Raw genomic sequence first — 21,326 nt, forward strand, 5'->3', positions numbered from 1 at the left:
GACGGCTCAGCCGGCCGGCTTCCACTTCTGGCCGATCGCGTCCATCACCTCGCCGAACCATTTGGCGCCGGTATCGAAGTGCTTGCCGCCCTTGATGCGCGGGAATTCGATGGTGCGCAGCTTGCCGTTTTGCCCCTCGTCGTGGCCGGTGACGCCGGAGACCTTGTTCAGCGCGCTCTCGACCGCAAGGTCGACCATGCTCTGGATCAGGCGCAGGTCGTCGCCGTTGGCGGGCGCGGAGCGGGCATAGTAGCCCGACTTCTGCACCATCGCCCGCTCGGCGCCGAGGAGGGCGGCAAACTGCTTGGAGAACCAGTTGCCGACATTGATCGTGTCGATCTTCACGTGGCCGAAGGCGTCGCGCTTGACGGTCTCGCCGGCGGCCTCGCGCTCGGCGACGATCGCATCGAGGCAGGCGCCCTCGGAGACGAACAGGGTGACGAAGCCGTTCTTCTCCATCACCTTCTTCAGCCGGTCGGCCTCGGCGTCCAGGTCGAAGGCCAGTTCCGGCAGGTAGAGGCCGTCGATGTTCTTCAGCGCCTCGTTCATCATGAAGCCTTCGACATATTCGTCGGCCGACGTCTTCTGGATGTAGGCGCGGGCGGTCGCGGCCGTCAGCCAGCCGCAATGGCGGCCCATGACCTCGTGGACCACCAGTGTCCTCGGAGCGGCGCTCTGCTCGTTGGAGACGTTGTCGAAGAAGCCGGCGCCGACTTCGGCGGCCGTCCAGGCGCCGAGCGACTGGCGGATCGGCACGACGTCGTTGTCGACGGTCTTGGGCAGGCCGACGACGGTGAGGTTGTAGCCGTTGGCGCCGAGATAGGCGGCGAGATCGGCCGCGGTCGTGTTGGTGTCGTCGCCGCCGATCGTGTGCAGGATGGTGATGCCGTCGGCGGCGAGGCGCTCGGCTGCGACGCGCAAGGGGTTTTCGCCTTCCTTGACGAGGCCGCGCTTGACGCAGTCGGCCGCATTGGTGAGTTTCACGCGGCTGTTGCCGATCGGCGAGCCGCCGTAGCGGTGCAGCAGGTACGCCTTCTCGCGCATGTCCTTGCCGATCTCGATGCGGTCGGCGAGCAGCAGGCCCTGGTAGCCGGAGCGGTAGGCGACGAGTTCAATGTCCGGCGCGATGTCCGAATAGCGCTCGATGAGCCCGCCCACTGCGGAAGAGAGACAGGGCGCAAGGCCCCCTGCGGTGAGCATCGCGACTTTCTGCTTGGTCATGTTACCTCCTCGCCGAGCGATCCGGTCAGTCGGCGGATGTCTAGCCCAGATTCCCCGGCAGGGGAATCACAGATCGGGTTTTATCCGTCGCGGATGACGAAATGATGCGTTCGGATGGAGTTGGCCGATCAGGCGCGGCTGCCGGCGGGAACGGCGCGGGCGATCTTCGCCTTGCGGCCGAGCCAGACGACGAAGGCGACGGCGAGCGCGAAGCCGACCGTCTCCGGACCGACGGCCTCGTTGAGCAGGAGCGCGGCGACCGCCAGCGTCACGAAGGTCTGGAACAGCTGGATCTGCGCCACCCGGGCGATGCCGCCGAGCGCCAGGCCGGCGTTCCAGAAGATGAAGCCGCCGAACATCGACATCAGCCCGAGATAGAGCAGGGCGGCATTTTCCGCTGCACCGGGGCCGTGGATGCCGCTGCCGGCAAACAGGATCGTGCCGGCAAATGTCAGCGGTGCGCAGAGCACGAGCGCCCAGCCGATGACCTCCCAGCCCGGCAGGACGCGGGCCAGCTTGCCGGACAGGACATAGGAAAAGGAGGCGGAGATGGCAGCAAAGAACAGCCAGATGTCGCCGGGGCCGAGATGGAAACCGCCCTCGCGCAGCGAAAAGGCGACGACCAGAGCCGAGCCCGCGACGCCGCAGAGCCAGAACAGCGCGCCCGGCCGCTCGCCGTCGACAAGGGCTGCGAAGATCGATGTCAGCAGCGGCAGGATGCCGAGCACCACGCCGCCATGGCTTGCCGGAATGGTCTGCATGGCGATCGAGGAGAAGATCGGAAAGCCGAAGACGGCGCCGAGGCCGACGCCGGCGAGGGCGGGCAGGTGGGCGCGCGGGAAGGGGCGGCGCAGGATGGCGAGGGCGGCACCGGCCGCAGTGGCCGCGATCGCGGCGCGGCTGACGGTGATGAAGAGCGGGCTGAAGCCTTCGAGCGCAATGCGCGTCATCGGCAGCGTGGCCCCGAAGATGGTCACGCCGAGCAGGCCCAAAAGCATGCCGGCCGTCTGATTGGACAGGACGCGCACCGTATTTTCCCCCGAATGCCTACTGTTCGGCGTCCGTGCTCGCATCCGCCGGCGGCCGCGTCAATTCGAATGACGTGATCGGTCGATCAAGAATTGGAATGCGTCCACTTGTTGAGGGCCATCAAAATTGTGTTATGCTAGCAGGAAATGACGATGCGGTGACTTGCTTTCGCCGCAGATGTCTGGTCAAGATCACTTTATGTTCTCACACACGGACCGATGCTGATGCCTTCCATCTGGGATCGACTGCTAAGCATGGTCGCCGACGCGGCCTGCAACGCTCTCTCCAGCGTTGTCGAAGCCGTGCGGACGCTTCTGGAAGGCGACCCGGAAACGCGGCGCCAGGTCGCGTTTTCGGTCGCGATGATCGCGCTTTCGGCGAAGATGGCGAAGGCCGATGGCATCGTGACGACGGCCGAGGTCGACGCGTTTCGCGACGTGTTCAAGTTTCCGGCCGACCAGGCCGCCAATGTCGCGCGCCTCTACAATCTCGCCCGGCAGGACGTCGCCGGCTACGAGGCCTATGCCGAGAAGATGGCGGCGCTCTGCGTTTCCTGCGAGCGGAACTGCCCAATCCTCGAAGACATCATCGACGGACTGTTCCACATCGCCAAGGCGGACGGGCTGATCCACGAGAAGGAAATGGCGTTCCTGTCGCGGGTGGCGGAGATCTTCGGCATGGCCGTCGAGCGCTTCGAGCAGATCACCGCGCGCCATGTCCATGTCGACGGACGCGACCCCTACAAGGTGCTCGGCGTGTCGCCCCAGGACGACTTCCCCACCATCCGCAAGCGCTATCGCGTGCTCGCCTCGGAGAACCATCCCGACACGCTGATCGCGCGCGGGGTACCGGCCGAATTCCAGCGGATCGCGAACGACCGCATGGCCGTCCTCAACGCCGCCTATGCCGAAATCGAGAAAGAGCGCGTTGCGGCATGACCGCATTCACTGCTGACTATCCGGGTGCTGCGGTGACGCCGTCGCCGAACCATGGCGAGCGCGCCGGCGGGCGCCGGCCCGACATGATCCTCCTGCACTATACCGGCATGCCGAGCGCCGACGGGGCGCTCCAATGGCTCCGTTCGGAAGAGAGCCAGGTGTCCAGCCACTATTTCGTCCATGAGGACGGGCGCGTGTCGCAGCTTGTGCCCGAGAACTGCCGGGCGTGGCATGCGGGCAGGAGCCAGTGGAAGGGGGAGGCGGACATCAACTCATGCTCGATCGGCATCGAGATCGCCAATCCCGGCCATCCCGGCGGCCTGCCGGCCTTCCCCGACGAACAGATCGCAGCAGTTGTCGAACTTTGTCGCAACTGTGGCGAAAGGTGGGGGGTCGTGCCCGAGCGGGTGCTGGGTCACAGCGATGTCGCCCCCATCCGCAAGGTCGATCCGGGTGAAAATTTCCCTTGGGGGCGGCTGCATGCGGCAGGCGTCGGTCACTGGGTCGAGCCCGCTTCGATCACCGGCGGTCGCTTCTTCCAGCGCGGCGACCGGGGCGCGCCGGTGGAGGCGCTGCAGGCGATGCTGTCGCTCTACGGCTATGCCACGGAAATCGATGGATTATTCGACGAGAGGACGGAAGGCGACGTCGCCGCGTTCCAGCGTCATTTCCGCCCTTCGAGGGTCGACGGGATCGCGGATTTCTCCACGATCGACACGCTTCACCGGCTGCTGAAAAGCCTGCCGGACCGGTCCGATCCGGCGTTGGCGTGATCACGAAATATTTCACTTTTTAACATAAGTTCAGCCTTTTGCCACATCCTGACCGGAAAGGGCATGTCTTTTCCCCCTGCCTCCGAACCGGCAGGCGCGGGCCGTTCCCATGGCCGCGCTGCAACCGAGGATCGAGGCACCGGGCATTCGGCGGCGGGAGGTAGGGCCTCTTCCGCGACTGTCTGGGTCCATGCCGGACCGGCACGGATCTTTCATGAAGTTTGAACATTGCGCTGGGTTTCGGCCGATGGGCCGGTTCCCAAGGCCTCGCCGTGCGCCCATACGACTGGAGAATTTAGTAGACATGAGGAATTCGATCGTGGCCGCAGGGGCGGCCTGCCTGCTTGCCCTTCTGGCGCAGACCGTTTCGGCCACCGCGGCCTCCCGTGACGCAGCCGAAAGCCGCCCCCTGAAAACCGCCACCCGGGATTCCGCCTATCCGAAGATGGGCGCGCCGACCGGATATTCGACGCTGATCAGGACCTATGCCAAGCAGTACGGCGTCCCGGTCGACCTCGCCCATGCGGTCGTCCGCGTCGAGAGCAACTTCAATCCCAAGGCCCGCGGCAGCGCCGGCGAGATCGGGCTGATGCAGATCAAGCCGGCGACGGCCCGCATGCTGGGCTATCGCGGCGGCGCCAAGGGCCTCTACAATCCCGAGACGAACATCAAGTGGGGCATGAAGTACCTCGCCATGGCGCACGAACTCGGCGGCGGCACCACCTGCGGCACGATCCTGAAGTACAATGCCGGCCATGCCGCCAAGCGGATGAACCCGGTCTCCAAGCGCTATTGCGGCAAGATCCAGACCCTGCTCGACCTCTGATACGACAACGCCGCGGGCCTGCGGCTTGTTCCGCAGGCATCTGTCGCCGTTTTACCAACCTGCACCCGATGCCCCTGGCCCGTTCGCGGCGGGGGCTTCCTGCTTTCCGGGCCGGCAGTCCGTCGACAATGCCGCGCCACTTTCCGATTGCGTTGCCATGGGCTAAGCCGGTCTCGTCTTGCAGGCGAGGGTGGTCATGACGCGTCGGTTCGAGTTCATCGTGGTCGGGAAGGGGATGATGGGGGCCGCCGCCGCCCGGCATCTGGCGTCGGCGGGCGCAAGCGTCGCGCTGATCGGGCCGGACGAGCCCTCCGACAGGATGCGGCACGACGGTGTCTTTGCCAGCCACTACGACGAGGGCCGGATCACCCGAACCATCGATGCCGACGCGGACTGGGCGCTGCTCGCCCGTCGCTCGATCGCTCGCTACCGCGCCCTCGAGGCGGAGAGCGGCATCTTGTTCTACACCGAGGCCGGATGCCTGATCAGCGGGCCGGCGCCTCGCGGCGAGGGCGGCTATCTCGACGCGGTCGTCGCCGCGCGCGATCGGCTGCAGGTCGATGCGCCGCTCCTGGACCGCGCGCAGGTCGAGGCCCGGTTTCCCCGGTTCGCGATCCCGGCAACCTCAGCCGGCGTGTTCGAGGCGGCGGGCGCCGGCTACATCAATCCCCGCGGCCTGGTCGCGGCCGAGACGGTTTGCACTGAAAAGGCCGGCGGCACGGTGATCCGCAGCGAGGTCGTGTCCGTCGAAGCGATCGACAAGGGCGCCGCGGTGACGCTTCGCTCCGGGGAAACCGTCGTCGGTGGGCGTGTGCTCGTGGCGGCGGGCGGGTTCTCGATCGGCGAGGGGCTTCTGCCGCGCGCGGTCGATCTGACGGTCAAGGCGCGCACGGTAGTGTTCGCCGAGATCGCCGAGGCCGATCTTGCGGCGTTCGCGGACATGCCGAGCTGGATCGACGAGAGTTACCTGCCGCACGAGCATTTCTACCTGCTGCCGCCGATCCGCTACCCGGACGGCAAGTGCTACATCAAGATCGGCGGCGATCCGACCGATATCGTCCTTCCCGACGCGGCGGCCGTCCGTGCCTGGTTCCGGACGGAGGGAAATCCCGCGGCTGCCGCCCATCTGCGCAGCGTGCTGGCCCGGGCGATGCCGGATCTCGAACCTGTCTCCTTCTCCAGCGCCCCTTGCGTGACGACGTTTACGGTACACGGCTATCCCTATGCCGGTTTCGTCGACGGTGAACGGATCGCCCTCCTTGCCGGCGGCTGCGGGGCTGCGGCCAAGAGCTGCGACGAGATCGGGCGTATCGGCGCGGATCTTCTCGTCCGCGGGCATGTGGACGAACCGGACTACGCAACCGATTTTTCCGTCCACTTTCGCCGGGCTCCGACCTGAGCCGGTGCACCAACCCTTGAAAATCCTGTCGAAATCTCTGGCCATGGCATCGCGCTTTCGCTAAGGAACGCGGGCCAGTTGGCCGGGCAGCCGCGCTCCGCAAGTGCCGAAAGGCCGCGGGGGGAGGAAAGTCCGGGCTCCACGGAAACACGGTGCCGGATAACGTCCGGCGGGGGCGACCCCAGGGAAAGTGCCACAGAGAGCAGACCGCCTTCGTCTTCGGAGGTAAGGGTGAAAGGGTGGGGTAAGAGCCCACCGCGGACATGGCGACATGGACGGCACGGCAAACCCCACCGGGAGCAAGACCGAATAGGGATGACGCGAACGGCGCAAGCCGTTCAGCCCGTTTCCGGGCCGGTCATCCGGGTGGGTTGCACGAGGCCGGGCGCAAGTCCGGTCCCAGATGAATGGCTGCCACGTTCCGACGTCAGTCGGAGCCATACAGAACCCGGCTTACAGGCCAACTGGCGTTTTTCCCCTGATCGACACAGTGATTCACGGCCGCCGCCGAAGGAGGCTCCATGGGCCTGCATCAGCCGGCCGGCCGGAGGCCCGCAGGCCCGCAAAACAGCGCAATCACCGGGCGTCGCCTGCGCCTTTCAGGCTGCCGGATTGCAGCCGGCACCGGCGCCCGGCGCCGACTTACCCGAGCTGATTTACGATTGAATCCAGCTACTTGGATGGCGGTTCGTAACCCTTTGTTAAACTTAACAGCTTATAAACGTTTGATGGCTTCGCTTCAGGGAACCGGCCAATTCCCATTGACGCCCATATGGTCCCATGGTATCCCATAAACATACCGCACGGGGGCGAATGATCGCCCGTTCATCGCAAGCTTCAAAAGGGTCCCGGTCCGGGGCGGCATGGCGTTTTGGCGTCGTGTCCGGGTCTGTCTGTGCGCGTGTGTTCAGTGGGGATTTTCCGGCTCTCAGTGGGTTTTCGCCGGTCAGGGAAGCGGCTGTAGAGCGTCATGAACCGGTTCCTGTCGAATGCGACAAACAGGATCGATGCGAAGGGGAGGGTTTCCGTGCCTTCGTCCTTCCGCGCCGTCCTTGCGCAACGCGACATCCGGGAGCTCTATTGCTTCCAGGACTTCGTCTTCCCGGCGATCAGTATCGGCGGGCCGGATCTGCTCGACCGTTTCGAGCGGCAGATCGCCAGCGAGGATCCGTTCTCGCCGGCAGCGAATCAGATGTCGCTCCTCATTCACGGGGGCGGCGTCTTCATGAAGCTCGATTCGGAAGGGCGGCTGATGGTCACGGATTTCATCCGCGACTTCACCGGGATCTCGGCGGAGGTCACCTTCGTCGGTCGCGCGGATCATTTTCAGCTTTGGGCGCCGCAGACGTTCGAGGCAATGCAGGCGGCGGCCAGGACGGAGCGCAGGTTGCGAGGTCTGGGCTCGGAATAGAGTGGAGAAACGGGATGGCGGCGGATGCAGGCGGAGGACATTCTGAAGCCGATGGCGGACCGGTCCGCCACATCCCGGTTCTTCTTGCCGAGGTTCTGGACGCGCTGAAGCCGGCTCCCGGCCAGGTCGTCCTCGACGGCACCTTCGGCGCCGGCGGCTATACCTCCGCCATTCTTGACAAGGGTGCCTCGGTGATCGCGCTGGACCGCGATCCGAACGCGATCGCCGCCGGCCAGGCGCTGGTTGCCGCCTCCGGCGGGCGCCTTTCGCTCATCCATTCGCAGTTTTCCGAGCTGGCGCGGCATGCGCCGGACGGTGGGCTCGACGGCGTCGTGCTCGATATCGGCGTCTCCTCGATGCAGCTCGACGAGGCCGAGCGCGGCTTCTCGTTCCAGAAGACGGGCCCGCTCGACATGCGCATGTCGGCGGCCGGCGTCTCGGCTGCCGATGTCGTCAACCGCGCCAAGGTCTCCGACCTCATCCGCATCTTCGGCTTTCTCGGCGAGGAGAAGCAGGCGGGCCGGATCGCGCGCGCCATCGAGAAGCGCCGCAGCGAGACGCCGTTCGAGACGACCCGCGACCTCGCGGGGCTGATCGAGATCGTCACCCCCAGGAAGGCCAAGGACAAGATCCATCCGGCGACGCGCGTCTTCCAGGCGCTGCGCATCTTCGTCAACGACGAGCTCGGCGAACTGGCCCGCGCGCTCTTTGCGGCCGAACGCGTGCTGAAGCCCGGCGGGCGGCTCGTCGTGGTCAGCTTCCATTCGCTGGAGGACCGGATCGTCAAGAAATTCTTCCTCGACCGCTCGGGCAAGTCCGCCGGTTCGCGCCATCTGCCGGAGCTAATTAAGCGTGACGTAATCTTCGCACCAGTCGGGAAGTCCATGATCGTTGCGAGCGAGGAGGAGAGTGCCGCCAATCCCCGCGCGCGTTCGGCCAAGTTGCGGGCCGGCGAGCGGACGGCGGCCCCTCCCGGGACGGATGACCTGGCGATATTCGAACTGCCCGACCTGGCAAGCCTTGAGAAGATTGGAGGCTGATGGATGTTCCGCACCTTTGACGCCATTCTCGTCGTCGTGATGACCGCCGCTGCGACCGTGACCTACACGATCAAGCACAAGGCGGAGAACAAGCTCGACGAGGTCCGCAAGCTGGACGCCGAGATCATGCTCGAGGAGCATACGATCGACCTCCTGCGCGCCGACTGGGCGCTCCTGACGCAGCCGGCCCGGCTCAACCGGCTGGTGAAGATCTACGAGGGCGATCTCAAGCTCGTGCCGACGGAATCCACCCAGCTCGTCCAGCCGATGGAACTGCCGATGCCGACGGCGGAACTGCCGGCGCTCGAAGACGACAAGGACATCAAGGGCGACGCCGACAAGATCGCCAGGGCAAAGGGTGCCGCCGGCACCGACAAGATCGCAACAGGCTCGGTGGCACGCTGATGTCGTTTCTCTCCCGCATCATGGACCTCAAGAGCAAGGCCCACTTCTCGCATGGCGGCAACGGCCGGCCGGCGGGCGCGACGGGCGCCACGGCCTTCCAGGGGCACCGCAAGCGCAGCGCCTCGCAGGCGAAGAGCCGGGTGGCCGTCATCATGGCCTGCTTCGGGCTCGCCTACTGCGTCGTCGGCGGGCGGCTGGTGCAATACGGCATGACGCAGCCGGAATCGGTTTCCAGCATCGGCCCGGCCGACCGCCTGCTTGCCTCGCGTCCCGACATCGTCGACCGCAACGGGGAAATCCTGGCAACCGACATCCGCACCGTTTCGCTCTATGCCGAACCGCACAAGATCGTCGATGCCGACGAGGCGCTGGAACTGCTGCAGACCGTGCTGCCCGAACTCGACCCGAAGGCGACCTACAAGAAGCTGAAATCGGATTCGCGCTTCCAGTGGCTGCAGCGCCAGCTGACGCCGAAGCAGCAGAGCCGCATCCTCGCGCTCGGCATCCCCGGCGTCGGCTTCCGGCCCGAAAAGCGCCGCTTCTATCCGAGCGGGGCCGCTTCGGCTCATATCGTCGGCTACGTCAACATCGACAACCGCGGCATCGCCGGCATGGAGCGCTATATCGACAACCAGGGCCTGGCCGACCTTGCCGCGATCGGCATGACCAGCGACGCCAAGATGGAGCCGGTGCGGCTTTCGATCGACCTGCGTGTCCAGTCGATGCTGCACGACGTGCTGGTCTCCTCGATGGAGAAGTATCAGGCGGAGGCCGCCGGCGCGGTCGTTCTCGACGTGCACACTGGCGAGGTGCTCGCCATGGCCTCGGTGCCGGACTACGATCCGAACAATCCGGCCGAGAGCGCCAAGGACGGCTGGCTGAACCGCATGTCGGACGGCACCTTCGAGATGGGGTCGACCTTCAAGACGTTTACCACCGCGATGGCGCTCGATTCCGGCAAGGTGAAGCTGACCGACAGTTTCGACGCCCGCTATCCGATTCGCATCGGCGGCTTCACCATCAAGGACTTCCACGGCAAGCACCGGGTGCTGACGGTGCCGGAGATCTTCCAGTATTCGTCGAACATCGGCACGGCCAAGATGGCCGACATCGTCGGCATTCCCGGCCATAAGGAATTCCTGACCCGCCTCGGCCTGCTGTCGAAGATGCAGACCGAGTTGCCTGAAGTGAAGACGCCGTCGCAGCCGCGCGAATGGAAGAAGATCAACTCGATCACCATTTCCTTCGGCCACGGCGTCTCGACGACGCCGCTGCAGACGGCGGTGGCCGGCGCGGCGCTCGTCAATGGCGGCAAGTACGTGCCGCCGACCTTCCTGCCGCGCAGCCGCGACGAGGCTGACGCCATGGCGCAGGCCGTCGTCAAGCCGTCGACCGGCGAGGACATGAAGTTCCTGCTGCGCTGGAACGCCATGAACGGTTCGGGCAAGCGGGCGCTGGTGCCCGGCTTCAATGTCGGCGGCAAGACGGGCACGGCCGACAAGGTGGTGAACGGCCGCTACGCCAAGAACGGCCTCAATTTCAATGCCTTCCTCTCGGCGTTTCCGATCGACGATCCGCAATACATGGTGCTGACCTTCATCGACGCGCCGAAGACCGGCGAAGGCGGCGGGCGGACGGCCGGCCTGAACGCGGCGCCGATGGTCGGCGAGATCATCCGCCGCAGCGCCCCACTTCTCGGTGTAAAGCCGAAATTCGGGGAGGACGGGTCTGCCTTGCTCGTGTCTTATTGAGCGCAGAATGAACGGGGCAAGTGCCGATTCGTAGGTGAAACGGCCGCCTTCAAGAAGAACAGAGCTGCATATGAAGATCTCAGACCTTGCCGGAGCCGAAATTGCCGAACTGGACGCCGCCGCGGCGGCAACCGAGATCGGCGGCATTTCGGCGGACAGCCGCAAGGTCTCTCCCGGCGACCTGTTCGTCGCCCTGCACGGGTCGAAGGCAGATGGAACGGTCTATGCGGCCGACGCCGTCTCGCGGGGGGCCGCCGCCATCGTGACGGGGCGGGGGGCGAAGGTCGAGGCCGCCGTTCCCGTCCTTGCCGTGGACGATCCGCGCCGGTTCCTGGCGCTGGCGGCCGCGCGCTACTTCGGCCGTCAGCCGGAGACGATGGTCGCCGTCACAGGCACGGCCGGCAAGACTTCGGTCGCTTCCTTCACCCGCCAGATCTGGGCGCATGCCGGCCATGCCGCCGCGATGATCGGTACGACCGGCGTGACCGCGCCCGGGCGCGAGGACTACGGTTCGCTGACGACACCCGATCCGGTCTCGCTACACAGGCTGCTCGCTGAGCTTGCCGATGCCGGCGTCACCCATGCGGCGATGGAAGCCTCCAGCCACGGCCTCGACCAGTCGCGCCTCGACGGCGTGCGGCTGTCGGCCGCCGCCTTCACCAATCTCGGCCGCGACCACATGGACTACCACCCGACGGTGGAGCACTACCTGGCCGCCAAGATGCGCCTGTTCGATACGCTCCTGCCCAAGGGTGCGCCGGCGGTGATCTTTTCCGATGACGAATGGTCGAAGGCTGCGGTCGAGGCGGCGACGAAGGCCGGCCTCGACGTGCGCACGGTCGGCCGCAAGGGCGACTACCTTTCCCTGAAACGCGTCGAGCACTTCCGCCACAAGCAGATGGCGGAGGTCCATGTCGGGGACGACATCTACGAAATCCACATCCCGCTCGCCGGCGACTTCCAGATCGCCAACGCCTTGGTCGCGGCCGGCCTTGCGATGTCGACCGGCGTACCGGCAAAGGACGCCATGGCCGCGCTCGGCCATCTGGTCGGCGCCTCGGGGCGACTGGAACTCGTCGGGCACACCAAGGCCGGTGCGCTCGCCTATGTCGACTACGCCCACAAGCCGGATGCGCTGGAGAACGTGCTGTCCTCGGTGCGGCCGTTCACGTCGGGCCGGGTCATCGTCGTCTTCGGTTGCGGGGGCGACCGGGACAAGGGCAAGCGGCCGATCATGGGCGAGATCGCGACTAGGCTCGCCGACGTCGTGATCGTCACCGACGACAATCCGCGCTCGGAAGTGCCGGAGGTGATCCGTTCGGAGATCATGGCGGCGGCCAGGGGGGCAACGGAAATCGGCGACCGGGCGGAGGCGATCGGCGCCGCCGTCGCCATGCTTTCAGCGGGCGATACGCTGATCGTCGCCGGCAAGGGGCACGAAGAGGGGCAAACGATCGGCAGCGTCACGCTGCCGTTCTCCGACCATGCGGAACTGCGCAAAGCCCTGGAGGAGCTCGACCGTTGACCCTGCTCTGGACCATCGCCGACCTGATCGCGGCCACCCATGGCCGCCCGCTCGGACACCTGCCCGCCGGTATCGCCGGCATCTCCATCGACAGCCGGGCGATCGGCCCCGGCGACGCCTTCTTCGCCATCAAGGGCGACCGGGTGGACGGGCATGATTTCGCAAGCCTCGCCCACGCCAATGGTGCGGCCCTTCTCGTCGTATCGGAGGGAAAGCTGCCGGCGCTCGGCCGCCTGACGGCGCCGATGCTGGTGGTCAACGACGTCCTGCAGGCGCTGGTCGACCTCGGCTGCGCGGCGCGCGACCGGAGCGCCGCCAAGGTGATCGCCGTGACCGGCTCGGTCGGCAAGACCACGACCAAGGAGATGCTGCGCCACGCGCTTTCGGCCTGCGGCCCCGTGCATGCCTCCGTCGCCTCGTTCAACAACCACTGGGGCGTGCCGCTGACGCTGGCGCGTATGCCGGAGAACACCGCCTACGGCGTGTTCGAGATCGGCATGAACCATGCCGACGAGATCCGGCCGCTGGCGAAGATGGTGCGCCCGCACGTGGCGATCGTGACGACGATCGCCGCCGCCCATCTCGGCAATTTCGCAAGCCTCGAGGAGATCGCGGCCGCCAAGGCGGAGATCTTCGAGGGGCTGGCGCCGGGAGGACACGCGCTGCTCAATCGCGACAATGCCCAGTTCCCGCTGCTCGAGCAGGCGGCGAAGGCGGCGGGCGTGGAGCATGTCCACACCTTCGGCGCCGATCCTGCCGCGGAGTTCAAGCTGATCGAATATGTGGCCGGCGCGCAGGGCAACGTGCTGTGGGCTTCGATCGGCGGGCAGACGCTGGAGATCCCGATGGGTGCGCCGGGCCGCCATATCGCGGAAAATGCGGTCGCCGTCCTCGGCGCGGCCCATCTCGCCGGCGCGGACATCGAGAAGGTCATGCACGCGCTTTCGACGATGCAGCCGGAAAAGGGGCGGGGACGTCGCCACCGGCTGGCGATCGACGGTGGCTTCTTCACGCTGATCGACGACAGCTACAACGCCAACCCCGCCTCGATGCGGGCGGCGATCGCGCTTTTGCGCGACACGGTTCCCGGCCCCGGCGGCCGAAGGATCGCCATCCTCGGCGACATGCTGGAAATGGGCGCGTTCTCCGAGCAGGTGCACGCCGAACTGGCGGCGCCGCTGGCCGAAGCCGGGATCGAGGACGTCTGGATCGGCGGTCCGGAAATGGCGGCGCTGCGCGCGGCGATCGGCGAGGCGGCGCGGGTCGAATACCGCGACGACGCCGAGGGCATGCGGAAATTCGTTCTGGAATCGGTGCGACCGGGGGACGTGCTTGTGGTCAAGTCGTCGAAATCGGCCGAATTCAGCCGTGTCGTGTCGGCTTTGCTTGACAAGTTCGAGGCATTCTCCGACACGGAGCGCGCCGAATGATGCGCCGCGACCCCTCGGGGTTCGCGGCGTTTCGACGATTGGCATAGGGGGGAATGCGGGGCGATCCGGCCCTTGCGGTCTCCGGTTCTGAATTTATCGCGGTCCCGCGCCGGGACGGTCTTGTCCCGTCCGGCCGCGACACCGCAAATCCTTTGGGGAAAGGTCACGAATGCTGCTCTGGCTTGTCGAACTGGCGGACGAACTCCAGGTGTTCAACCTGTTCCGCTACATCACTTTCCGCACGGGCGCAGCGTTGTTCACCTCGGCCACCATCGTCTTCCTGTTCGGGCCGGCGATCATCGCCTCGCTCAGGGTGCGCCAGGGCAAGGGCCAGCCGATCCGCGCCGATGGGCCGCAGACCCATTTCAAGAAGGCCGGCACGCCGACGATGGGCGGCATCATGATCCTCGCCGGCATCGTCGGAAGCTCGCTTCTGTGGGCGGACCTGTCGAACATCTACGTGGTGGCGACGCTGCTCGTCACCCTCGGCTTCGGCGCGATCGGCTTCTATGACGACTATCTCAAGGTCACCAAGCAGACCGACAAGGGCTTCTCCGGCAAGGCGCGGCTGGGGCTTGAGTTCATCATCGCCGGCATCGCCACCTATTTCATGATGCGGGCTGCGGTCTCCTCCGGCGTGGCGGGTTCGGAGCTCGGCACCTCGATCGCGTTTCCCTTCGTCAAGGGCTTCGTGCTCGACCTCGGCATCTTCTTCGTGCTCTTCGGCGGCTTCGTCATCGTCGCCGCCGGCAATGCCGTGAACCTCACGGACGGGCTGGACGGCCTTGCGACGGTGCCGGTGATGATCTCGGCGGCCTCCTTCGGCATCATCGCCTATCTCGCCGGCAACGCGGTGTTCGCCAACTACCTGCAGATCCATTTCGTGCCCGGCACGGGCGAACTCGCCGTGATCCTCGGCGCCGTGATCGGCGCGGGCCTCGGCTTTCTCTGGTTCAACGCGCCGCCGGCTGCGATCTTCATGGGCGACACCGGTTCGCTGGCGCTCGGCGGCCTGATCGGCACGGTGGCGGTCGCCACCAAGCACGAGATCGTCATGGCGATCATCGGCGGCCTGTTCGTCATGGAGACGCTGTCGGTCATCATCCAGGTCGGCTCCTTCAAGCTCACCGGAAAACGCGTGTTCCTGATGGCGCCGATCCACCATCATTTCGAGAAGAAGGGCTGGACCGAGAGCCAGGTGGTGATCCGCTTCTGGATCATCGCCGTGATCCTCGCGCTTGTCGGCCTCTCGACGCTGAAGCTTCGGTAAGGCCATGATCGCCGTCACCACGCTCAGGAACAGGAACGTCGCACTCTTCGGCCTCGGGGGCTCGGGGATTGCGACCGCCCAGGCGCTGGTCGAGGGCGGCGCCAATGTCACGGCATGGGACGACAATCCGGACAGCGTCGCAAAGGCTGCGGCCGCCGGCATCCCGACTGCTGATCTGCGTCAGGTCGACTGGAGCGGGATCTCGTCTTTCGTGCTGTCGCCGGGCGTGCCGCTGACCCATCCGAAGCCGCACTGGAGCGTGGACCTCGCGCGCGCCGCGGGCGTCGAGATCGTCGGCGACGTGGAACTGTTCGTGCGCGAGCGCCGGGCGCATGCGCCGGACTGCCCGTTCATCGCGATCACCGGCACCAACGGCAAGTCGACCACCACGGCGCTGATCGCCCATATCCTGAAGGCGAGCGGCCGCGACACGCAACTCGGCGGCAATATCGGCACGGCGGTGCTGACGCTCGATCCGCCGAAGGCCGGCCGCTTCTATGTCGTCGAGTGCTCGTCCTACCAGATCGACCTTTCCCCCACCATCGACCCGACCGCCGGCATCCTTCTGAACCTGACGCCGGACCATCTCGACCGGCACGGGACGATGCAGCACTATGCCGACATCAAGGAACGTCTCGTCGCCGGAAGCGACACGGCGGTCGTCGCCGTCGACGACAGCTTCACGGCGCTGATCGCCGACCGGATCGAACGCTCGGGCACCAAGGTCGTGCGCGTCTCGCGCCGCCGGCCGCTGGCAGACGGTTTCTACGCCGAAGGCGGGCATATCCGCTTTGCCCATGGCGGCACGTCACGCCCGGTCGCCGACCTTTCCGAGATCCAGACGCTGCGCGGCGGCCACAATGCCCAGAACGCGGCGGCGGCGATCGCCGCCTGCCTCGCGGTCGGGGTCGGCGAGGAGGAAATCCGCAAGGGGCTCGCGTCCTTCCCGGGACTGAAGCACCGCATGCAGCCGGTGGGTCGCAAGGGCGGCGTCGTCTTCGTCAACGACAGCAAGGCGACCAATGCGGATGCGGCAGCGCCCGCGCTTTCCAGCTACGACCGGATCTACTGGATCGCCGGCGGGCTGCCGAAGGAAGGGGGCATCGCCAGCCTTTCCGGCTTCTTCCCGAGGATCGCCAAGGCCTATCTGATCGGCGAGGCGGCCGCCGCCTTCGCGGTGACGCTCGGCGAGCAGGTTCCCTATGAGATTTCCGGCACGCTGGAGCGCGCGGTGGCGCATGCGGCGGCGGATGCGGCGGGTGACGCAAACGGACCGGTCGCGGTCCTGCTGTCCCCGGCCTGTGCAAGCTTCGACCAGTACAAGAACTTCGAGGTCAGGGGCGACGCCTTCGTCGGTCATGTCGCCGCTGTCGCGGGCGTAGAAATGCTGATCGAGACCAACGGTTAGGGGGATATGCCATGGTAAGTCGCGCCGAGCGCGGTCCGGTTGCCGATTGGTTCTGGACGATAGACAGGTTGTTTCTCGCCGCCTTCATCCTGTTGATGGGGATCGGCTTCATGCTGTCCTTCGCCGCCAGCCCGGCCGTGGCCGAGCGGCTCAACCTCGACAGTTTCCACTTCGTCAAGCGCCATGCGCTGTTCCTCGTGCCGGCGATTGTGACGATGGTGGCGATCTCCTTCCTGACGCCGCGGCAAGTGCGGCGAATGGCGGCGATCCTGCTGATCGTCTCGCTGGTCGCCATGGTGCTGGCGCTGTTCTTCGGCGTCGAGGTCAAGGGCGCGCGGCGGTGGCTGTCGATCGGCAGCCTGTCGGTCCAGCCGTCGGAGTTCATGAAGCCGGCCTTCGTCGTCATCTGCGCATGGCTGTTTTCCGAGCATGCCCGCCAGCCGGAAATTCCCGGCAACCTCTTCTCCATCCTCCTGTTCGGCATCGTCGCGGCACTGCTGGTGGCGCAGCCCGACCTCGGCCAGACGATCCTGGTCACCGCGGTCTGGGGCGGCATGTTCTTCATGGCCGGCATGCCGTGGATATGGATCATCCTGCTCGGCGGCGTGGCGCTCGGCGGCTTCGTATCGGCCTACTATCTGTTCGACCACGTGGCCGGCCGTATCGACCGGTTCCTCACCGGGGAGGGCGACACGTTCCAGGTCGATACCGCCCGCGAGGCGATCATCCGCGGCGACTGGTTCGGCAAGGGGCCGGGCGAGGGCGTGGTCAAGCGGATCATCCCCGACAGCCATACCGACTTCATCTTCTCGGTGGCAGCCGAGGAGTTCGGCATCATCTTCTGCATGGTCATCGTCGCCGTCTTCGCCTTCGTCGTGCTGCGCGGCCTGAACCATGCCTTCAAGGAGCGCAACGACTTCACCCGCTTCGCAGTGGCGGGACTGGTGCTTCTGATCGGCACCCAGTCGATGATCAATGTCGGCGTGAACCTCGAACTGCTGCCGGCCAAGGGGATGACCCTGCCGCTGATCTCCTATGGCGGTTCATCGATGACGGCGATCTGCGTGACCGCCGGCTTCATCCTGGCGCTGACGCGCCACCGGCCGGAGAAGCGCGCCACCGAGCGGAGCCTGTTCCGCTCCGGCATGATGGCGCCGGCGGAGTGAGCGCATGACGAAAGGCATCATCCTGCTGGCCGCGGGCGGCACCGGCGGCCATCTCTTTCCGGCCGAGGCGCTGGCGCACGAGCTCAAGGCCGGCGGCTGGTCGGTGCATCTCGTCACCGACAGCCGCGCCGAGCGCTTTGCCGGCAAGTTTCCGGCCGACGAGATCCATGTGGTGCCGTCCGCGACGATCGGTTCGAAGAACCCGGTGAAGGTGGTGTCCTCGCTCTGGACCCTGTGGAAGGGCCTGCGCACGGCGCGGCGGCTGATGGCGCGGCTGCGACCCGCCGCCGTCGTCGGCTTCGGCGGCTATCCGACGCTGCCGCCGCTGCTCGCCGCCACCGGCATGGGCATCCCCTCGATGATCCACGAGCAGAACGCGGTGATGGGGCGCGCCAACAAGGCGCTGGCCGCCCGGGTCCGGGCGATCGCCGGCGGCTTCCCGCCGGACAGCGAAGGGCCCTATGCCGCCAAGACGGTGACGACCGGCAACCCCGTCCGGCCCGCGGTCCTGGCCGCAGCGAAGGTTCCCTACCGTCCGTCCGTGGCGGACGGCGATTTCCGTCTCGTCGTGTTCGGCGGCAGCCAGGGTGCGCAGTTCTTCTCCAAGGCCGTGCCGCAGGCGATCTGCCGGCTCGGCGAGCACAAGCGGGCGCGGCTGCACATCACCCAGCAGGCCCGGCCGGAAGACCGCGAGGGCGTGGAGGCGGTCTATACGAAGCTCGCCGTCCCGGCCGAGGTCTCGCCGTTCTTCGGCGACATGGCCGAGCGGCTGGCAGGCGCGCATCTGGTGATCTGCCGCTCTGGCGCCTCGACCGTCTCCGAGCTTTCCGTGATCGGCCGGCCGTCGGTGCTGGTGCCCTATCCCTACGCGCTCGACCACGACCAAGCGGCTAACGCGGCCGCGCTCGCCGCCCAGGGCGGGGCGAAGGTGATCGCCCAGTCGGAGCTTTCTCCGGAAAAGCTGTCGATGATCATCGGCGAGGCGATGAAGCAGCCGGAGCGCATGACGGAGATGGCAGCGAACGCCCGAAAGACCGGAAAGCCGGATGCCGCGCGCTTGCTCGCCGGCATGGTAGAGGCTATTGCGGGCGGCCAGACGATCGCAGAATTCAAGACGATCGCAGAATTCAAGGGAGAACGGCCATGAAGATGCCGAAGAGCATAGGGCTCGTTCATTTCATCGGGATCGGCGGGATCGGCATGAGCGGCATCGCCGAGGTGCTGCACAATCTCGGCCACCGGGTACAGGGTTCCGACCAGTCCGACAGCGCCAACGTGCAGCGGCTGCGCGACAAGGGTATCGAGGTGTTCGTCGGCCACAAGGCGGAGAACATCGGCGACGCCGAAGTGGTGGTGGTGTCGACCGCCATCAAGAAGAACAATCCCGAACTGATCGCGGCGCGCGAGAAACTGCTGCCGGTGGTGCGCCGGGCCGAGATGCTGGCCGAACTGATGCGCTTCCGCAACGCGATCGCGATCGGCGGCACGCACGGCAAGACGACCACCACCTCGATGGTCGCGTCGCTGCTGGAAGCCGGCGGGCTCGACCCGACCGTCATCAATGGCGGCATCATCAACGCCTACGGCACCAATGCGCGCATGGGCGAGGGCGAGTGGATGGTGGTCGAGGCCGACGAATCCGACGGCACCTTCCTGAAGCTTCCCGCCGACGTCGCCGTCGTCACCAATATCGACCCCGAACACCTCGACCACTACGGCAATTTCGACGCCGTCCGCGCCGCCTTCCGCCAGTTCGTCGAGAACGTGCCGTTCTACGGCTTCGGGGTGATGTGCCTGGATCATCCGGAAGTGCAGGCGATGGTCAGCCGCATCGAGGACCGCAAGGTCATCACCTATGGCGAGAACCCGCAGGCCGACGTGCGCTTCGGCAATATCCGCATGGACGGGGCGACCTCGGTGTTCGACGTCGAGATCCGTCGGCGCCGCACCGGCCAGGTGATCGAACTGAAGGACCTTCGCCTGCCGATGCCCGGCCGCCACAACGTCTCCAACGCGACGGCGGCGATCGCGGTCGCCCAGCGGCTCGGAATCAAGCCGGACGACATCGCCCGCGGGATCGCGGCCTTCGGCGGCGTCAAGCGGCGCTTCACGCTGACCGGAACCTGGAACGGCGTTTCCGTCTATGACGACTACGGCCACCATCCCGTCGAGATCAAGGCGGTGCTGCGGGCGGCGCGCGAGGCCTGCCAGGGGCGGATCGTCGCGGTCCACCAGCCGCACCGCTATTCGCGCGTGCACAGCCTGTTCGAGGAGTTCGCCGGCTGCTTCAACGATGCCGATACCGTGATGATCGCACCGATCTATGCGGCCGGCGAGGAGCCGATCGAAGGGGTGAGCGCTGAGACGCTGGTGTCGCGGATCAAGTCCGGCGGACATCGCGACGCACGCTACCTCGAAGGGCCGGAACAACTGGCCTCCACCATTGGCGCCATTGCCAGGCCCGGCGACTTTGTGGTTCTCTTGGGGGCAGGTAGCATAACCTATTGGGCGGCGGCGCTGCCGAAGGAACTGGCAGGCATTTCGGGAATGACGGCATGAAGCAGGTGGATGGCGAGAAACTGCTGGCGTCGCTGGGCGACAGCCTGAAGGATGTGCGGGGACGGCTGACGCCCGACGCGCCGATGGATCGCGTCACCTGGTTCAGGGCCGGAGGGCTGGCGGAAGTGATGTTCCAGCCGCACGACACCGACGACCTGGTCACCTTCCTCAAGCTCTTGCCCGAAACGGTGCCGTTGATGGTGGTGGGCGTCGGCTCGAACCTTCTGGTGCGCGACGGCGGCATTCCCGGCGTCGTCATCCGGCTTTCGGCCAAGGGGTTCGGCGACCTGGAACTCGCAGGCGACAACAGGATCAAGGCGGGCGCCATCTGCCCGGACAAGAACATCGCCGCCATGGCGCTCGACAACGGCATCGCCGGCCTGGAATTCCTCTACGGCATCCCGGGCTCGATCGGCGGGGCGCTGCGGATGAACGCCGGCGCCAATGGCGGCGAGACGAAAGACCTCGTCGTCGAGGTGCATGCGGTCGACCGCAAGGGCGAGACCCATGTCCTGTCCAACGCCGACATGGGCTACAGCTATCGCCATTCCAAGGCGCCCGAGGGCCTCATCTTCACCCATGCCGTCTTCCAGGGGCAGGCGGGCGACAAGGCCGAGATCCGCACGCGGATGGACGCGGTACGCCAGCATCGCGAGACCGTGCAGCCGATCCGGGAGAAGACCGGCGGCTCCACCTTCAAGAACCCGGAGGGCCACTCGGCCTGGAAGCTGATCGACGAGGCCGGCTGCCGCGGGCTGATGATCGGCGGCGCGCAGATGTCGCCCATGCACTGCAACTTCATGATCAATACCGGCCAGGCGACCGGCTACGAACTGGAATATCTGGGCGAGACGGTGCGCTCGCGCGTCCTGGAGCACTCCGGCGTGATGCTGCAATGGGAGATCAAGCGGGTCGGCAAGTTCATGCCGGGCTACGAGGTGCGGGAGTTCTTGGGCCGGGCCACGGCCTGAACGCGGAAGCGGTTCATTGGTAGAGAACGCCGTGGCCATTTCCGCTACGGCTGACCGCTGACAAGATGCGTTGTTCCGGGTCGTTATTTCTTCGAACGGGTCACCAAAACGAACTGTCATGCCGGCCTCCGAGCCGGCATCCAGCGCGCGCAAGTCCTTGCGCGCAATAGATTCTTTCGCACCGCAGACGCGGTGCTGCTGGAC

Annotated in this window: 18 protein-coding genes and 1 other RNA gene; 17 read left to right on the forward strand and 2 right to left on the reverse strand. The window is 66.3% G+C overall.

From position 1 onward, the window contains the following. Window positions 1-6: 6 nt before the first annotated feature. Entirely contained in the window at window positions 7-1,221 is a 1,215-nt protein-coding gene (locus tag LQK81_RS06840) for a pyrophosphate--fructose-6-phosphate 1-phosphotransferase (RefSeq protein WP_230804733.1), read from the reverse strand. 128 nt (window positions 1,222-1,349) lie between these two features. Continuing rightward, on the reverse strand, window positions 1,350-2,249 hold the full coding sequence (locus LQK81_RS06845) for a DMT family transporter (RefSeq protein ID WP_230804735.1): 900 nt from the start codon (window positions 2,247-2,249) through the stop codon (window positions 1,350-1,352). A gap of 225 nt (window positions 2,250-2,474) precedes the next feature. Between LQK81_RS06845 and LQK81_RS06850 the strand changes: the two genes are divergently transcribed. From LQK81_RS06850 to murB, 17 genes are all read left to right on the forward strand, one after another. Then, the gene (locus LQK81_RS06850; protein WP_230804737.1) at window positions 2,475-3,188 is read left to right on the forward strand and encodes a J domain-containing protein; all 714 of its coding nucleotides are present in this window, start codon (window positions 2,475-2,477) and stop codon (window positions 3,186-3,188) included. Further along, window positions 3,185-3,961: an N-acetylmuramoyl-L-alanine amidase gene (locus LQK81_RS06855; protein ID WP_230804739.1), complete on the forward strand. Its 777-nt coding sequence runs from the start codon at window positions 3,185-3,187 to the stop codon at window positions 3,959-3,961. The genes LQK81_RS06850 and LQK81_RS06855 overlap by 4 nt, the downstream gene beginning before the upstream one ends. A gap of 304 nt (window positions 3,962-4,265) precedes the next feature. Continuing rightward, on the forward strand, window positions 4,266-4,787 hold the full coding sequence (locus LQK81_RS06860; protein ID WP_230804741.1) for a lytic transglycosylase domain-containing protein: 522 nt from the start codon (window positions 4,266-4,268) through the stop codon (window positions 4,785-4,787). A 196-nt stretch (window positions 4,788-4,983) separates the two neighbouring features. Beyond that, window positions 4,984-6,186, forward strand: a complete 1,203-nt coding sequence (locus LQK81_RS06865) for an NAD(P)/FAD-dependent oxidoreductase (RefSeq protein WP_230804743.1) — start codon at window positions 4,984-4,986, stop codon at window positions 6,184-6,186. Window positions 6,187-6,260: 74 nt separating this feature from the next. Then, an RNA gene (rnpB, locus tag LQK81_RS06870) (RNase P RNA component class A) lies at window positions 6,261-6,658 on the forward strand. A gap of 498 nt (window positions 6,659-7,156) precedes the next feature. After that, window positions 7,157-7,597, forward strand: a complete 441-nt coding sequence (gene mraZ / locus LQK81_RS06875; RefSeq protein ID WP_230804744.1) for a division/cell wall cluster transcriptional repressor MraZ — start codon at window positions 7,157-7,159, stop codon at window positions 7,595-7,597. Window positions 7,598-7,611: 14 nt separating this feature from the next. Beyond that, complete coding sequence (gene rsmH, locus LQK81_RS06880; protein WP_230804745.1) at window positions 7,612-8,637, forward strand: 16S rRNA (cytosine(1402)-N(4))-methyltransferase RsmH; 1,026 nt, start codon at window positions 7,612-7,614, stop codon at window positions 8,635-8,637. 3 nt (window positions 8,638-8,640) lie between these two features. Beyond that, window positions 8,641-9,042, forward strand: coding sequence for a cell division protein FtsL (ftsL, locus tag LQK81_RS06885; RefSeq protein WP_230804746.1), 402 nt, complete (start codon window positions 8,641-8,643; stop codon window positions 9,040-9,042). Beyond that, complete coding sequence (locus LQK81_RS06890; protein ID WP_230804747.1) at window positions 9,042-10,793, forward strand: peptidoglycan D,D-transpeptidase FtsI family protein; 1,752 nt, start codon at window positions 9,042-9,044, stop codon at window positions 10,791-10,793. Before ftsL ends, LQK81_RS06890 begins: the two co-directional genes overlap by 1 nt. Before the next feature lie 70 nt (window positions 10,794-10,863). Next, window positions 10,864-12,318 (forward strand): UDP-N-acetylmuramoyl-L-alanyl-D-glutamate--2,6-diaminopimelate ligase, encoded by a 1,455-nt coding sequence (locus LQK81_RS06895; protein WP_230804748.1) that lies wholly within the window; start codon window positions 10,864-10,866, stop codon window positions 12,316-12,318. After that, entirely contained in the window at window positions 12,315-13,748 is a 1,434-nt protein-coding gene (locus tag LQK81_RS06900) for a UDP-N-acetylmuramoylalanyl-D-glutamyl-2,6-diaminopimelate--D-alanyl-D-alanine ligase (RefSeq protein WP_230804749.1), read from the forward strand. The genes LQK81_RS06895 and LQK81_RS06900 overlap by 4 nt, the downstream gene beginning before the upstream one ends. Window positions 13,749-13,917: 169 nt before the next feature. Further along, window positions 13,918-15,018 carry a phospho-N-acetylmuramoyl-pentapeptide-transferase gene (mraY, locus tag LQK81_RS06905; RefSeq protein WP_230804750.1) on the forward strand — a complete coding sequence of 367 codons (1,101 nt, stop codon included), beginning with the start codon at window positions 13,918-13,920 and terminating at the stop codon, window positions 15,016-15,018. Between the two features lie 4 nt (window positions 15,019-15,022). Beyond that, the gene (murD, locus tag LQK81_RS06910) at window positions 15,023-16,426 is read left to right on the forward strand and encodes a UDP-N-acetylmuramoyl-L-alanine--D-glutamate ligase (protein WP_230804752.1); all 1,404 of its coding nucleotides are present in this window, start codon (window positions 15,023-15,025) and stop codon (window positions 16,424-16,426) included. A gap of 11 nt (window positions 16,427-16,437) precedes the next feature. Further along, window positions 16,438-17,592: a putative lipid II flippase FtsW gene (gene ftsW, locus LQK81_RS06915; RefSeq protein WP_230804754.1), complete on the forward strand. Its 1,155-nt coding sequence runs from the start codon at window positions 16,438-16,440 to the stop codon at window positions 17,590-17,592. 4 nt (window positions 17,593-17,596) lie between these two features. Then, entirely contained in the window at window positions 17,597-18,739 is a 1,143-nt protein-coding gene (murG, locus tag LQK81_RS06920; protein WP_230804756.1) for an undecaprenyldiphospho-muramoylpentapeptide beta-N-acetylglucosaminyltransferase, read from the forward strand. Beyond that, entirely contained in the window at window positions 18,736-20,151 is a 1,416-nt protein-coding gene (gene murC, locus LQK81_RS06925; protein WP_230804758.1) for a UDP-N-acetylmuramate--L-alanine ligase, read from the forward strand. Before murG ends, murC begins: the two co-directional genes overlap by 4 nt. Then, window positions 20,148-21,122: a UDP-N-acetylmuramate dehydrogenase gene (gene murB / locus LQK81_RS06930; RefSeq protein WP_230804760.1), complete on the forward strand. Its 975-nt coding sequence runs from the start codon at window positions 20,148-20,150 to the stop codon at window positions 21,120-21,122. Before murC ends, murB begins: the two co-directional genes overlap by 4 nt. Window positions 21,123-21,326: the final 204 nt, after the last annotated feature.

It is taken from the genome of Rhizobium sp. GN54, from assembly GCF_021026345.1.
Classification (GTDB): Bacteria; Pseudomonadota; Alphaproteobacteria; order Rhizobiales; family Rhizobiaceae; genus Mycoplana.